Annotated in this window: 10 protein-coding genes; 1 reads left to right on the top strand and 9 read right to left on the bottom strand. The window is 62.8% G+C overall.

All coding sequences use genetic code 11. The features are described from left to right. Positions 1–29: 29 nt before the first annotated feature. The gene (gene rpsG, locus ABDJ40_RS02510) at positions 30–500 is read right to left on the bottom strand and encodes a 30S ribosomal protein S7 (protein WP_183103985.1); all 471 of its coding nucleotides are present in this window, start codon (positions 498–500) and stop codon (positions 30–32) included. 174 nt (positions 501–674) lie between these two features. Next, positions 675–1,052, bottom strand: a complete 378-nt coding sequence (rpsL, locus tag ABDJ40_RS02505; protein ID WP_183103984.1) for a 30S ribosomal protein S12 — start codon at positions 1,050–1,052, stop codon at positions 675–677. Between the two features lie 429 nt (positions 1,053–1,481). Between rpsL and ABDJ40_RS02500 the strand changes: the two genes are divergently transcribed. Next, positions 1,482–2,000 (top strand): putative toxin-antitoxin system toxin component, PIN family, encoded by a 519-nt coding sequence (locus tag ABDJ40_RS02500; RefSeq protein WP_347605677.1) that lies wholly within the window; start codon positions 1,482–1,484, stop codon positions 1,998–2,000. 116 nt (positions 2,001–2,116) lie between these two features. On the opposite strand, the gene rpoC is transcribed toward ABDJ40_RS02500, so the two are convergent. The 7 genes from rpoC to nusG all read right to left on the bottom strand — a co-directional run bounded on the left by rpoC (position 2,117) and on the right by nusG (position 14,087). After that, positions 2,117–6,340: a DNA-directed RNA polymerase subunit beta' gene (rpoC, locus tag ABDJ40_RS02495; protein ID WP_347605674.1), complete on the bottom strand. Its 4,224-nt coding sequence runs from the start codon at positions 6,338–6,340 to the stop codon at positions 2,117–2,119. A gap of 21 nt (positions 6,341–6,361) precedes the next feature. Further along, a complete protein-coding gene (gene rpoB / locus ABDJ40_RS02490) occupies positions 6,362–10,483 on the bottom strand; it encodes a DNA-directed RNA polymerase subunit beta (protein ID WP_347605671.1) in 4,122 nt (1,373 codons plus the stop codon). 430 nt (positions 10,484–10,913) lie between these two features. Then, positions 10,914–11,294 carry a 50S ribosomal protein L7/L12 gene (gene rplL / locus ABDJ40_RS02485; RefSeq protein ID WP_269632011.1) on the bottom strand — a complete coding sequence of 127 codons (381 nt, stop codon included), beginning with the start codon at positions 11,292–11,294 and terminating at the stop codon, positions 10,914–10,916. A gap of 51 nt (positions 11,295–11,345) precedes the next feature. Beyond that, on the bottom strand, positions 11,346–11,864 hold the full coding sequence (gene rplJ / locus ABDJ40_RS02480; RefSeq protein ID WP_183103978.1) for a 50S ribosomal protein L10: 519 nt from the start codon (positions 11,862–11,864) through the stop codon (positions 11,346–11,348). Positions 11,865–12,184: 320 nt separating this feature from the next. Further along, the gene (gene rplA / locus ABDJ40_RS02475; RefSeq protein WP_347605667.1) at positions 12,185–12,892 is read right to left on the bottom strand and encodes a 50S ribosomal protein L1; all 708 of its coding nucleotides are present in this window, start codon (positions 12,890–12,892) and stop codon (positions 12,185–12,187) included. A gap of 1 nt (position 12,893) precedes the next feature. Next, entirely contained in the window at positions 12,894–13,325 is a 432-nt protein-coding gene (gene rplK, locus ABDJ40_RS02470; protein WP_195795794.1) for a 50S ribosomal protein L11, read from the bottom strand. A gap of 180 nt (positions 13,326–13,505) precedes the next feature. Continuing rightward, positions 13,506–14,087 (bottom strand): transcription termination/antitermination protein NusG, encoded by a 582-nt coding sequence (nusG, locus tag ABDJ40_RS02465; RefSeq protein WP_269632014.1) that lies wholly within the window; start codon positions 14,085–14,087, stop codon positions 13,506–13,508. Between the last annotated feature and the right edge of the window lie 4 nt (positions 14,088–14,091).

The following is a 14,091-nucleotide window of genomic DNA, read 5'->3' as shown; positions in this document are numbered from 1 at the left end:
GAAACCCGAGGCGGCCAGAAAAGTCGTGTTTAGAAGCGGAAGTGCGAGAACGCCTTGTTGGCATCAGCCATACGGTGGACTTCGTCACGCTTCTTCATGGCGCCGCCGCGGCCTTCCGAGGCCTCCAGCAGTTCGTTGGCCAGGCGTTGAGCCATGGACTTCTCGCCACGCTTGCGGGCCGATTCCTTCAGCCAGCGCATGGCCAGAGCCATCCGGCGGACGGGGCGAACTTCCACGGGAACTTGGTAGTTCGCACCGCCGACACGGCGGGACTTCACTTCGACCATGGGCTTCACGTTGTTCAAGGCGATCATGAACACTTCCAGCGGATCCTTGCCGGCCTTCTTCTCGACTTGCTCGAGGGCGCCGTAAATGATGCGCTCTGCGACAGCCTTCTTGCCCGACTCCATGATGACATTCATGAACTTGGACAGATCAACGCTACCGAACTTGGGATCAGGCAGGATCTCGCGCTTGGGTACTTCGCGACGACGTGGCATGGGTATTTCCTTCTTCGCTTCAGTTGGTCTGGCAATGGCTCGCTGCCATCTGCCGCAACCGGGGATGACCACGCATTCGGGACATCCACTTACTCGGCCGCTGTGCCCACCTTGGGGTCATGCGCTCCGCAAAAACATCCGACCAGAGCCTGAGGGCCGGTCGTGACAACTCAATTAAGCCTTCTTCGGGCGCTTGGCACCGTACTTGGAGCGAGACTGCTTGCGATCCTTGACGCCTTGCAGGTCCAGCGAGCCGCGGACGATGTGGTAACGAACACCCGGCAGATCCTTCACACGGCCGCCGCGCACCAGCACGACGCTGTGCTCTTGAAGGTTGTGGCCTTCACCGCCGATGTAGGAAATCACCTCGAAGCCGTTGGTCAGGCGAACCTTGGCGACCTTACGCAGAGCGGAGTTCGGCTTCTTGGGGGTCGTGGTGTACACGCGGGTGCACACGCCACGACGCTGGGGGCATGCCTGCATGGCAGGCGACTTGGACTTCGTGACCTCGGTCTCACGACCTTGGCGCACGAGCTGGTTGATGGTTGGCATAAGTAACTTGTTCCCGTTTGAAGTCACAGACCTCTAGTCGCCCGACATGTTTCACCCCCTGGCAAAACACCGCCTGAATATCGCGCCCATGCGCTCCTGCGAGAAGCACAAAAAGAAGCACAAAAGCGCGCAACGCCAAGGCGCCGCACGCTGAGTTCAAGCTGTCTGCGTCTTTTCCAATGGTGGCGGACGCAGCTAGACTAACTAGAGAGCCCTCGATTGTATGCCAGCGACCATCTTTTGCACAAGCGGCCGTGCCCGCAATGCCGATGGGCAGGGGCATTGCCGGGAAAATGAGCAACTCCTGACGACTCACGATCAGCCACCGGCCTGGCATTCCTCGGCTCCAACCGCCAGGGGCCTCCTGGGCAGTGGTGACAGTGATGTGCCGCCCCCTCCCCTGACCTGCTTCATCTCCTGATGCCCACCTTGCCTTCGAGTCCCCCCGTCCACACCGTCATCTCCCGCCACGGCGAGACTGCAGCCGGGCCGGCTACCGCCACCAGCGCAGCGCCGCGGCTGGTGCTGGACACCCAGGTGGTGATGGAGTGGCTGGTGTTCCGCGATCCCGGCATTCGAGCCCTGGCCGAGCCCATCGAGGCTGGCCACTGGGTCTGGATTGGCAGCGCCGCCATGCGGGATGAGCTGCTCCATGTCCTGTCACGAGGCGTGGCGGCCCGTTGGAGTCCGGACCCGGCCAGCATCGCGGAGGTGTTCGCACGCCTGTGCCGGATGCACGAGCCCCTCGCGGAAGGGGCCGCCCTACCCCTCCTCAAATGTCGCGACAAGGATGACCAGAAGTTCATTGACCTGGCGCTGGCCCAGAAGGCGGACGCCCTGATCAGCCGGGACGGCGACGTCCTGGCCCTGGCCAAGCGCGCCCGCAAGCACGGGCTGGCCATCCTGAAGCCCGATCAGTGGCTGGCGCTCATGCAGGCGGGCACCTAGCCCTCGCTGATCCGCGCGCTGGCGCGAGATCCGGGTAGAAAAAAGCCGCCGCCCCTTGCGGGTGCGGCGGCTTGTCGGGGGCGCAGGCCGGGTTGCCCCGGCCCTTGCGTCCGGCCTTACTCGGCAGAGCCTTCGCCAGCCGGCTCGTCCAGAGCGGCCAGCTGCACGGCAGCCATTTCCTCGGCTTCCTGCATGGCGATGGCGCGACGCTCGGCGTCGTCCATTTCTTCCTTGGCACGACGGGCCTGGTGGAAGGCCATGCCGGTACCGGCGGGGATCAGGCGACCCACGATCACGTTTTCCTTCAGGCCACGCAGCTCGTCGCGCTTGCCCATGATGGCAGCCTCGGTCAGCACGCGGGTCGTTTCCTGGAAGGAAGCGGCCGAGATGAAGGAGTCGGTCGACAGCGAGGCCTTCGTGATGCCCAGCAGCACGTCGGCATGCGTGGCGATCAGCTTGCCCTCGCCGCGCAGGCGGTCGTTGGTGTCCAGCAGCTCGGAGCGCTCGACCTGCTCACCGATGATGTAGTGCGAGTCACCCGGGTTGACGATCTGCACGCGGCGCAGCATCTGGCGAACGATCACCTCGATGTGCTTGTCGTTGATCTTCACGCCCTGCAGACGGTAGACGTCCTGCACTTCGTCGACGATGTAGCGAGCCAGTTCCTCGATACCCAGCAGACGCAGGATGTCCTGCGGATCGGCCGGGCCGTCGACGATGCCTTCACCCTTGTTGACCACCTGGCCTTCGTGCACCAGGATGTTCTTTTCCTTGGGCACGAGTTCTTCCCAGACCTTGCCGTCCGGATCGGTGATCTGCAGGCGAACCTTGCCCTTGGTTTCCTTGCCGAAGGAGACGGTACCGGTCTGCTCGGCCAGCACACCCTTGTCCTTGGGCGAGCGGGCTTCGAACAGTTCTGCCACGCGAGGCAGACCGCCGGTAATGTCTCGGGTCTTCTGACCTTCGACCGGGATACGGGCCAGCACTTCACCAGGAGCCAGGTCCTGACCGTCGCGGATCTGGATCAGCGCGCCGACCTGGAAGCCGATGGTCACCGAGTGGTCGGTGCCGGGGATCTTCACTTCCTGGCCATTGGCATCCAGCAGCTTGACCTGCGGACGCACCACCTTGGCGGCGCCACGACGCTTGGGATCGATCACCACCAGGGTGGACAGACCGGTCACTTCGTCGACCTGCTTGGCCACGGTGACGCCTTCCTCGACATTCTCGAACTTCGCCTGGCCGGCGAATTCCGTGATGATCGGGCGGGTCAGCGGATCCCAGTTCGCCAGCACCGTGCCAGCCTTGAGGGTCTGGTCGGCCTTGACGTTCAGGGTCGCGCCGTACGGCACCTTGTGACGCTCGCGCTCACGGCCGTGCTGGTCGGCGATGATGATTTCACCGGAACGGGAAATCACCACCAGCTCGCCCTTGCCGTTCGTGACGTAGCGCATCGTGGCATTGAAGCCGATGATGCCGTCCGACTTGGCTTCCACGCTCGAGGCCACGGCAGCACGCGAAGCGGCACCACCGATGTGGAACGTACGCATGGTCAGCTGGGTACCCGGCTCACCGATCGACTGTGCAGCAATCACGCCCACGGCCTCACCGGTGTTGACCAGACCGCCACGGCCGAGGTCACGGCCATAGCACTTGGCGCACAGGCCAAAGCGAGTGCCGCAGGTCAGCGGGGTGCGGACCTTGATCTCGTCCACGCCGGCCTGTTCCAGCACGTCCAGGGTGTCTTCGTCCAGCATGTTGCCGGCCGTCAGCAGGACGCCTTGCGTCTCCGGATGCACGACATCGATGGCAGCCACACGGCCCAGCACGCGGTCGCGCAGGGACTCGATGACTTCACCGCCCTCGACCAGGGCACGCATATTGATGCCGTTGTCGGTGCCGCAATCGTCCTCGACCACCACCAGATCCTGCGTCACATCGACCAGACGACGGGTCAGGTAACCCGAGTTCGCGGTCTTCAGTGCCGTATCCGCCAGACCCTTACGGGCGCCGTGGGTGGAAATGAAGTACTGCAGAACGTTCAGGCCTTCGCGGAAGTTCGCGGTAATGGGCGTCTCGATGATCGAGCCGTCCGGCTTGGCCATCAGGCCCCGCATACCGGCCAGCTGGCGGATCTGGGCCGCGCTACCGCGGGCACCGGAGTCAGCCATCATGTAGATGGAGTTGAAGGACTCCTGATCCACTTCCTTGCCGTTGCGGTCGATGGTCTTCTGCTTGGACAGCTGCGACATCATGACCTTGCCGACTTCATCGCCGGTCTTGCCCCAGATGTCCACCACCTTGTTGTAGCGTTCACCGGCGGTCACCAGACCCGAGACGTACTGCTGCTCGATCTCCTTGACTTCCTTCTCGGCGCGCTCGATCAGCTCGTACTTCTGCTTGGGCACCAGCATGTCATCGATGGCGATCGAGATGCCGGCGCGCGTGGCCAGGCGGAAACCGGACTGCAGCAGCTTGTCTGCCAGCACCACGGTTTCCTTCAGGCCGCACTTGCGGAAGGAGGTGTTGATCAGGCGCGAGATTTCCTTCTTCTTCAGCGCCTTGTTGATGTTCGAGAACGGCAGGCCCTTGGGCAGGATCTCGGACAGCAGGGCGCGACCGACGGTCGTGTCCACCAGCTTGGTCTCGGGGATCCACTCACCCGTGTCTTTGTCCTTGGTGTACTCGGTCAGACGCACGCTGATCTTCGCGGTGATTTCCACCACGCCGTTTTCCAGCGCACGCAGCATCTCCGACACGTCGGAGAAGACCATGCCTTCGCCCTTGCCGTTGATGCGATCGCGAGTGGCGTAGTACAGGCCCAGCACCACGTCTTGAGACGGGACGATGGAGGGCTCGCCGGAGGCCGGGAACAGCACGTTGTTGGAGGCCAGCATCAGGGTGCGGGCTTCCATCTGCGCTTCGATGGACAGGGGCACGTGGACGGCCATCTGGTCACCGTCGAAGTCGGCGTTGAAGGCCGCGCAGACGAGGGGGTGCAGCTGGATGGCCTTGCCTTCGATCAGCACGGGCTCGAAAGCCTGGATGCCGAGGCGGTGCAGCGTCGGTGCGCGGTTCAGCAGCACCGGGTGCTCCTTGATCACCTCTTCCAGGATGTCCCACACCACCGGGGTGCCGGATTCGACTTCCTTCTTGGCCGCCTTGATGGTCGTGGCGATGCCCATGGCTTCCAGGCGCGAGAAGATGAAGGGCTTGAACAGCTCAAGCGCCATCAGCTTCGGCAGGCCGCACTGGTGCAGCTTCAGGGTCGGGCCCACGGTAATCACGGAACGACCGGAGTAGTCCACGCGCTTGCCCAGCAGGTTCTGACGGAAGCGACCGCTCTTGCCCTTGATCATGTCGGCCAGGGACTTCAGGGCGCGCTTGTTCGCACCCGTCATGGCCTTGCCGCGGCGACCGTTGTCCAGCAGGGAGTCGACGGCTTCCTGCAACATGCGCTTTTCGTTGCGCACGATGATCTCAGGGGCCTTCAGCTCCAGCAGACGAGCCAGACGGTTGTTGCGGTTGATGACGCGACGGTAGAGGTCGTTCAGGTCGGAGGTCGCGAAGCGGCCGCCATCCAGCGGCACCAACGGACGCAGGTCCGGCGGCAGCACGGGCAGCACGTCCATGATCATCCAGTGCGGCTTGATCCCGGACTTCTTGAAGGCCTCCATGACCTTCAGGCGCTTGGAGTTCTTCTTGACCTTGAGCTCCGAGCCGGTCATGTCGTTGCGCAGGCGATCGATCTCGATGTCGAGATCCATCTCCTCCAGCAGCTTCTTGATGCCCTCGGCGCCCATCAGCGCGATGAACTCGTCACCGTACTCGGCACGCTTCGCGTCGTAGTCGTCCTCGCTCATGATCGAGAACTTCTTCAGCGGGGTCATGCCGGGATCGACGACCACATAGGCTTCGAAGTACAGCACGCGTTCGATGTCGCGCAGCGTCATGTCCAGCACCAGGCCCAGGCGCGAAGGCAGGGACTTCAGGAACCAGATGTGGGCGCAGGGAGCCGCCAGGTCGATGTGGCCCATGCGCTCGCGGCGCACCTTGGTCTGGGTCACTTCGACGCCGCACTTCTCGCAGATCACGCCGCGGTGCTTCAAGCGCTTGTACTTGCCGCACAGGCACTCGTAGTCCTTGATCGGGCCGAAGATCTTGGCGCAGAACAGGCCATCACGCTCCGGCTTGAAGGTCCGGTAGTTGATGGTCTCGGGCTTCTTCACTTCACCGAAAGACCACGAACGGATCTTCTCGGGCGAAGCCAGCCCGATCTTGATCGCGTCGAAGTGCTCGTCCGGCGTGAACTGCTTGAACAGGTCCAGCAAACCTTTCATGTGTTTCTCCTGTTCCGTCTCTTAGTTGCGCTCGAGCTCGATGTCGATACCGAGCGAACGGATTTCCTTCACCAGCACGTTGAACGACTCCGGCATGCCGGCGTCGATGGCGTGCTCGCCCTTGACGATGTTCTCGTAGACCTTGGTGCGGCCGTTCACGTCATCGGACTTCACGGTCAGCATTTCCTGCAGCACGTAAGACGCGCCGTAGGCTTCCAGGGCCCACACTTCCATTTCACCGAAGCGCTGGCCACCGAACTGCGCCTTACCACCCAGCGGCTGCTGCGTGACGAGCGAGTACGGGCCGGTCGAGCGGGCGTGCATCTTGTCGTCCACCAAGTGGTGCAGCTTCAGCACGTGCATGTAGCCGATGGTCGTCGGACGCTCGAACTGCTCGCCGGTGCGGCCGTCGTACAGATAGGCCTGGGTGCGGGTTTCGGTCAGGCCCTTCTTGGCGGCGATGTCGTCCGGGTAGGCCAGCTTCAGCATGCCGCGGATTTCCTCTTCCTTGGCACCGTCGAAGACCGGAGTCGCGAAAGGCACGCCCTTGGAGAGGTTCTGGGCCATCTCGACGACTTCCTTGTCGCTGAGCTCGTCCAGGTTCTCAGACTTGCCGCCGCTCTTGTTGTAGAGCTCGTCCAGGAACTTGCGCAGTTCGCTGACGGCAGCATGCTGCTGGAGCATGTCGCCGATGCGCTGGCCGATGCCCTTGCCGGCCCAGCCCAGGTGCACTTCCAGAACCTGACCCACGTTCATCCGCGAGGGCACGCCCAGCGGGTTCAGCACGATGTCGGCGGGGGTGCCGTCGGCCATGTAGGGCATGTCTTCGATCGGGGTGATCTTGGACACGACACCCTTGTTGCCGTGACGGCCGGCCATCTTGTCGCCAGGCTGCAGGCGGCGCTTGACGGCCAGGTAGACCTTGACCATCTTCAGCACGCCAGCGGGCAGCTCGTCGCCTTGCGTCAGCTTCTTGCGCTTCTCCTCGAAGGCCAGGTCGAAGCTGTGACGGGTCTGCTCCAGCGAGTTCTTGATCGATTCCAGCTGGTTGGCGACATCATCCTCGGCGGGACGGATGTCGAACCAGTGGAACTTCTCGACCTCGGCCAGGTATTCCTTGGTGATGACCGTGCCCTTGGCAATCTTCTTGGGACCGCCATTGGCGACCTTGCCGTTCAGCAGCTTCTCGATACGGTCGAAGGCGTCGGCCTCCACGATGCGCAGCTGGTCGTTCAGGTCCAGGCGGAAGCGCTTCAGCTCGTCGTCGATGATCTGCTGGGCGCGCTTGTCGCGCTGGATGCCTTCACGGGTGAAGACCTGCACGTCGATGACGGTGCCGGAGGTGCCCTGGTCCACGCGCAGCGAGGTGTCCTTCACGTCGGACGCCTTCTCGCCGAAGATGGCGCGCAGCAGCTTCTCTTCCGGGGTCAGGGTGGTTTCGCCCTTCGGGGTCACCTTGCCGACCAGCACGTCGCCGGGGCCGACTTCCGCACCGATGTAGACGATGCCGGACTCGTCCAGGCGAGCCAGCTGCTGCTCGGACAGGTTCGGGATGTCGCGGGTGATTTCCTCGGAGCCCAGCTTGGTGTCACGGGCCATGACCACCAGTTCCTCGATGTGGATCGAGGTGTAGCGGTCTTCGGCCACCACGCGTTCGGAGATCAGGATCGAATCTTCGAAGTTGTAGCCGTTCCAGGGCATGAAGGCGACCAGCATGTTCTGGCCCAGGGCCAGTTCACCGATGTCGGTCGAGGCGCCATCAGCGATGATGTCCTCGGCCGCCACCTTGTCACCACGGCGCACGATCGGGCGCTGGTGGATGTTGGTGTTCTGGTTGGAACGCTGGTACTTGATCAGGTTGTAGATGTCGACGCCGACTTCGCCGGCCACCGTTTCCTCGTCATTGACGCGGATCACGATACGGTTGGTGTCGACATAGTCCACGATACCGCCGCGGCGGGCCGCGACAACCGTGCCCGAGTCCTTGGCCGCCACGCGCTCCACGCCGGTACCGACGAAGGCCTTTTCGGGGCGAAGGGTCGGCACAGCCTGACGCTGCATGTTGGCGCCCATCAGTGCGCGGTTCGCGTCATCGTGCTCCAGGAAGGGCACGAGCGAAGCTGCAACCGACACGATCTGCGTCGGGGCCACGTCCATGTACTGGATGCGCTCCGGCGAGGTCAACACCGATTCGCCATTTTCACGGGCGGACACCAGTTCGTCGACCAGCTGGCCTTCCTTGTTCAGGGTGGCGTTGGCCTGGGCGATGACGTACTTGCCTTCCTCGATGGCCGACAGGTAGTCGATCTGGTCGGTCACCTTGCCATCAGCCACGCGACGGTAGGGCGTCTCGAGGAAGCCGTACTCGTTCAGCTGGGCGTACAGGGCCAGCGAGTTGATCAGACCGATGTTCGGGCCTTCCGGCGTTTCGATCGGGCAGACGCGGCCGTAGTGGGTGGGGTGCACGTCACGGACTTCGAAGCCGGCGCGCTCACGGGTCAGACCGCCCGGGCCCAGTGCGGAGACACGACGCTTGTGCGTGATCTCGGACAGGGGGTTGGTCTGGTCCATGAACTGGGACAGCTGCGAGGCACCGAAGAACTCCTTGAGCGCCGCGGAGATCGGCTTGGAGTTGATCAGGTCGTGCGGCATCAGGGCTTCGGTTTCAGCCTGGCCCAGACGCTCCTTCACGGCCTTCTCGATACGGGCCAGGCCCGAGCGATACTGGTTCTCGGCCAGTTCGCCGACGCAGCGCACGCGACGGTTGCCCAGGTGGTCGATGTCATCGACTTCACCGCGGCCATTGCGCAGCTCCACCAGGATCTTGACCACGTCGAGGATGTCCTCGTTCGACAGGGTCATGTTGCCTTCCGGCGTGTCGCGGCCCACGCGGGCGTTGAACTTCATCCGGCCGACGCGCGACAGATCGTAGGTGTCTTCGCTGTAGAACAGGCGGTTAAACAGGGCCTCGACGGCGTCTTCCGTCGGCGGCTCGCCAGGGCGCATCATGCGGTAGATGGCGACGCGGGCAGCCAGCTGCTCGGTGGTCTCATCCAGGGCCAGGGTCTGGCTGATGTAGGCGCCTTCATCCAGCTCGTTGGTGTACAGGCACTGGATGTCCTTGATGCCGGCGCTGCGCAGCTTCTTCAGCAGCGAGTCGGTCAGCTCGTCATTGGCCTTGGCGATGATCTCGCCGGTGTCGCCGTCGACCATGTTCTTGGCCAGCACGCGGCCGACCAGGAAGTCTTCGGGCACCGTGACGTGCTGCGTGCCGGACTGCTCCAACTGGCGCACATGGCGGGCGGTGATGCGCTTGTCCTTCTCGACGAGCACATTGCCGCTCTTGTCGGTGATGTCGAAGCGGGCGACCTCACCCTTCAGGCGGTCGGCCACGAATTCCATCTGGGCACCGGAGTCCATCAGACGGAAGTTGTCGAACACGAAGAAGTGGGCCAGGATCTGCTCGGGATTCAGGCCGATGGCCTTGAGCAGGATGGTGACCGGCATCTTGCGGCGGCGGTCGACGCGGAAATACAGGATGTCCTTCGGGTCGAACTCGAAGTCCAGCCAGGAGCCGCGGTAGGGAATGATGCGGGCAGAGAACAGCAGCTTGCCGGACGAGTGGGTCTTGCCCTTGTCGTGTTCGAAGAACACACCGGGCGAGCGGTGCAGCTGCGAGACGATGACACGCTCGGTGCCGTTGACGATGAAGGAACCGTAGTCGGTCATCAGGGGCACTTCGCCCATGTAGACCTCTTGTTCCTTGATTTCCTTGACCGTCTTGGCCTGGGGGCTCTCGCGGTCGTAGATGATCATCTGCAGGCGGGCGCGCACGGCCGCTGCATAGGTCAGGCCACGCTGTTGGCACTCGCGGGTGTCAAACGGCGGCTTGGCGATGTTGTACTCGAGGAACTTCATCTCCACGAACCCGTTGTGCGACACGATCGGGAAGGCGGAGAGGAAGGCTGCCTGCAAGCCTTCTGGCTTGCGCTTGGCGGGGGGAAGGTCTTTTTGCAGGAAGGCGACGTAAGAGTCCTTCTGCATGGTCAGCAAATAGGGAACGTTCTGGACGTTCTCGCGCTTGCCGAAGCTCTTGCGGATACGCTTGCGCTCGGTATAGCTGTAGGGGGTTGTTTGCGCCATAAACACTCCGTGGCTAGCCCCCACCTGGCCATGGCAGGGGCTGCGTCGGCGACTGGCTATTCAGGCATTGCACCCGAAGCTTGGTGGTTGGCCACTACCAACCGCTGGCGGACAACCCCGGCCGCATGCTCATGCGTCACCAGAGTCCGACCAAACCTGCTCTCTGCAGTCGGATCAGAGAACACTTGAAAGAACCGCGAATGATACCTCGCGAAGCACTTTCAGCTGTTCTCAATCAAGATAAACCCGCAATGACGAAAAAGGGGAAGCCCAAAGGCAACCCCTTCTCGAATCCAGGTGAACCTGAATTCGTGCGGCGGGCGGCGTAGCGAGCCGGTCGAGGTCGATCTTGAGACGCGCAGCCGTACTTGGGTACGGCGAGCGTCGAAAGCCCGAGATCGGCCGGCGCAGTAGCCGAACGCCGTACGAATTACTTGAGTTCGACCTTGGCGCCGGCTTCTTCCAGCTTCTTCTTGGCGGCTTCGGCGTCAGCCTTGGCAACGCCTTCCTTGACGGGCTTCGGAGCGCCGTCGACCAGGTCCTTGGCTTCCTTCAGACCCAGGCCGGTGATTTCACGCACGGCCTTGATCACGCCCACCTTGTTGGAACCGGCTTCAGCCAGCACCACGGTGAACTCGGTCTTTTCTTCAGCAGCAGCAGCGCCGCCGCCAGCAGCACCGCCAGCAGCGGGAGCAGCCATGGAAGCGGCGGACACGCCGAACTTCTCTTCGATGGCCTTGACCAGGTCGTTCAGTTCCAGAACGGTCATGCTGTCCAGAGCAGCCAGGAATGCGTCTTTATCGAATGCCATGATGTTTCCTAAATACAGATAAGTTGCAGTTGATGCGGTGATCGTCGTCGATCAGGCGGCAGCCGGGGCTTCGGCTTCTGCGCCGCCACCACGTTGCTGAGCCAGTGCAGCCAGCACGGCAGCGGTACGCTGCACGGGCGACTTGAGCAGGCCGGCCACTTGCGACAGCAGCACTTCCTTGCTCGGCACGGCGGCCAGGGCCTTCACGCCATTGACGTCCAGGGCCTTGCCACCATAGGCTCCGCCCTTGATCACCAGCTTGTCATTGGTCTTGGCAAAGTCAGCGATGACTTTGGCAGCCGCGACAGCATCTTCCGAAAAGCCGTAGATCAGCGGGCCGACCATGCTCTCCGATGCGACCTCGAACGAGGTGCCAGCGACAGCGCGACGCGCCAGGGTGTTCTTCAGCACGTGAAGATACACACCTTGGGCACGCGCAGTGACGCGCAGCTTGTTCAAGGCTTCAACGGTGAGGCCACGGTACTCGGCCAGCGCCAGCGTCTGGGCCTTGGCAGCCTGGGCTGCCACGTCCGACACGACGGCAGCTTTCTCGTTGCGATTGAGACTCAAGGTCTACTCCTCACAAAAATGCCTTCGGTCTTGCGACCTCCGGCACACCGGAATTCAGCGACCTTCTGTCAGGAACTCACGCCTGGACCTCACGGCCCGGGCACAAAACTTTCCCTTCAGCGGGTTCGCCATCTGCGCTGGCTGCCACACGAAGTGGCCATTAAGCGTCACCCCCGGTACTGCAGGGCTTCACACCAGCGGTCTTGGATGACGCGCTTCCGTCAGATGACAAAAGCGCCCCACCAATCTTGTCGCGCGATGCCAGACTCGCACCGCGCAGATTCATTGCCGCCTGGCGCCGGGGCGCCAGGCTTCTGCACTTAGGCAGCGGCTGCAGCGTTGATGCTGGCGATTTCGACGCGGGCGCCGACGCCCATCGTCGAAGAAACAGCCACCTTGCGCAGGTAGACGCCCTTGCTGGTAGCCGGCTTGGACTTGTTCAGCGCCTCGACCAGTGCACGCAGGTTGTCTTGCAGCTTGTCGGTGTCGAAGGAACGACGGCCGATGGTGCCGTGGATGATGCCGGCCTTGTCGACGCGGAACTGGACCTGGCCAGCCTTGGCGTTCTTGACAGCGGTGGCGACGTCCGGGGTCACGGTGCCGACCTTGGGGTTCGGCATCAGGCCGCGGGGGCCCAGGATCTGACCCAGGGTACCGACGATACGCATGGTGTCGGGCGAGGCGATGACCACGTCGAAGGGCATGTCGCCAGCCTTCACGCGCTCAGCCAGGTCTTCCATGCCGACGACGTCAGCGCCGGCAGCCTTGGCTTCTTCAGCCTTGGCGCCTTGGGCGAACACCGCCACGCGCTTGGTCTTGCCGGTGCCATGGGGCAGCACGACAGCGCCGCGCACCACTTGGTCCGACTTCTTGGCATCGATGCCCAGTTGCACGGCCACGTCGATGGACTCATCGAACTTGGCGGTGGCCAGTTCCTTGACCAGGTTCAGAGCATCACCCAGGGGATACAGCTTGGTGGTCTCGACCTTGCCTTGCAGAGCTTTTTGCTTCTTGGTCAGCTTAGCCATGTCACACACCCTCCACGATGATGCCCATCGAGCGGGCCGAACCAGCGATCGTACGAACGCCAGCGTCCAGATCAGCAGCGGTGAGATCCTTCTGCTTGGTCTTGACGATCTCTTCCAGCTGGGCACGGGTCAGCTTGCCGACCTTGTCCAGGTGGGGGCGCTGCGAGCCCTTCTCGATCTTGGCAGCCTTCTTCAGCAGCACGGTCGCGGGAGGCGACTTGATGATGAAGGTGAAGCTCTTGTCTGCGAAGGCGGTGATCACCACCGGCAGCTTCATGCCCGGCTCATAGCCCTGCGTCTGGGCGTTGAACGCCTTGCAGAATTCCATGATGTTCAGGCCGCGCTGACCCAGCGCGGGACCGACCGGAGGCGAAGGATTTGCCTTGCCAGCCGGAATTTGCAGCTTGATGAAGCCGACAATCTTCTTGGCCATGTTTTCTCCTAGAAGCGCCACGGCGGCCTCGCCGTTGCGCCTGAGTGCTAGCGCCAGGGACTGGGGCTTGCGCCTTTACCCTGGCTCCTCTTGTCCGTGTCTCGTCCCGGACTGGCTACGGATGCGTTGTCCAGATGCCAGAAGCACCTGAAGGGCCGCATCGGGCCCTTGTTCTTGGCGTCAGACCTTCTCGACCTGCGAGAAGTCCAGCTCCACCGGCGTGGCACGACCGAAGATCGTGACCGAGACGCGCACCTTGGACTTGTCGTAGTTGACTTCCTCGATGGCGCCATTGAAGTCGGTGAAGGGGCCTTCCTTGACGCGGACGATTTCGCCGACCGTCCACTCGACCTTGGGCCGGGGCTTCTCGACGCCTTCCTGCATCTGGTTGACGATCTTCATGACTTCGTGCTCGGAGATCGGAGCGGGGCGATTCTTGGCGCCGCCCACGAAGCCCGTCACCTTGGAGGTGTTCTTGACCAGGTGCCAGGTGTCGTCGTCCATGAGCATCTCCACCAGCACGTAGCCAGGGAAGAAGCGACGCTCGGTCACGGACTTCTTGCCGTTCTTCAGCTCCACCACTTCTTCGGTAGGGACCAGGATGCGGCCGAACTTGTCCTGCATGCCGGCGCGATCGATGCGCTCGCGCAGGTTGCGCTCGACAGCCTTCTCCATGCCCGAATAGGCATGGACCACGTACCAGCGCTTGGGCAGGCCGGCCGGTGCGGCGTCAGTCGCGGCAACTTGTTGCTCTTCGCTCATATCA

Source organism: Roseateles flavus, assembly GCF_039872765.1.
In the GTDB taxonomy this organism is placed as follows: Bacteria; Pseudomonadota; Gammaproteobacteria; order Burkholderiales; family Burkholderiaceae_C; genus Roseateles_B; species Roseateles_B flavus.
This window is presented reverse-complemented; position numbering and strand designations above follow the sequence as displayed.

Bases quoted from the DNA above. Each gene is read 5' to 3' on its own strand.
- rplA (WP_347605667.1), bottom strand. From the start codon at position 12,892: ATGGCTAAGCTGACCAAGAAGCAAAAAGCTCTGCAAGGCAAGGTCGAG.
- rpoC (WP_347605674.1), bottom strand. From the start codon at position 6,340: ATGAAAGGTTTGCTGGACCTGTTCAAGCAGTTCACGCCGGACGAGCAC.
- rpsL (WP_183103984.1), bottom strand. From the start codon at position 1,052: ATGCCAACCATCAACCAGCTCGTGCGCCAAGGTCGTGAGACCGAGGTC.
- rpoB (WP_347605671.1), bottom strand. From the start codon at position 10,483: ATGGCGCAAACAACCCCCTACAGCTATACCGAGCGCAAGCGTATCCGC.
- rplK (WP_195795794.1), bottom strand. From the start codon at position 13,325: ATGGCCAAGAAGATTGTCGGCTTCATCAAGCTGCAAATTCCGGCTGGC.
- rplL (WP_269632011.1), bottom strand. From the start codon at position 11,294: ATGGCATTCGATAAAGACGCATTCCTGGCTGCTCTGGACAGCATGACC.
- nusG (WP_269632014.1), bottom strand. From the start codon at position 14,087: ATGAGCGAAGAGCAACAAGTTGCCGCGACTGACGCCGCACCGGCCGGC.
- rpsG (WP_183103985.1), bottom strand. From the start codon at position 500: ATGCCACGTCGTCGCGAAGTACCCAAGCGCGAGATCCTGCCTGATCCC.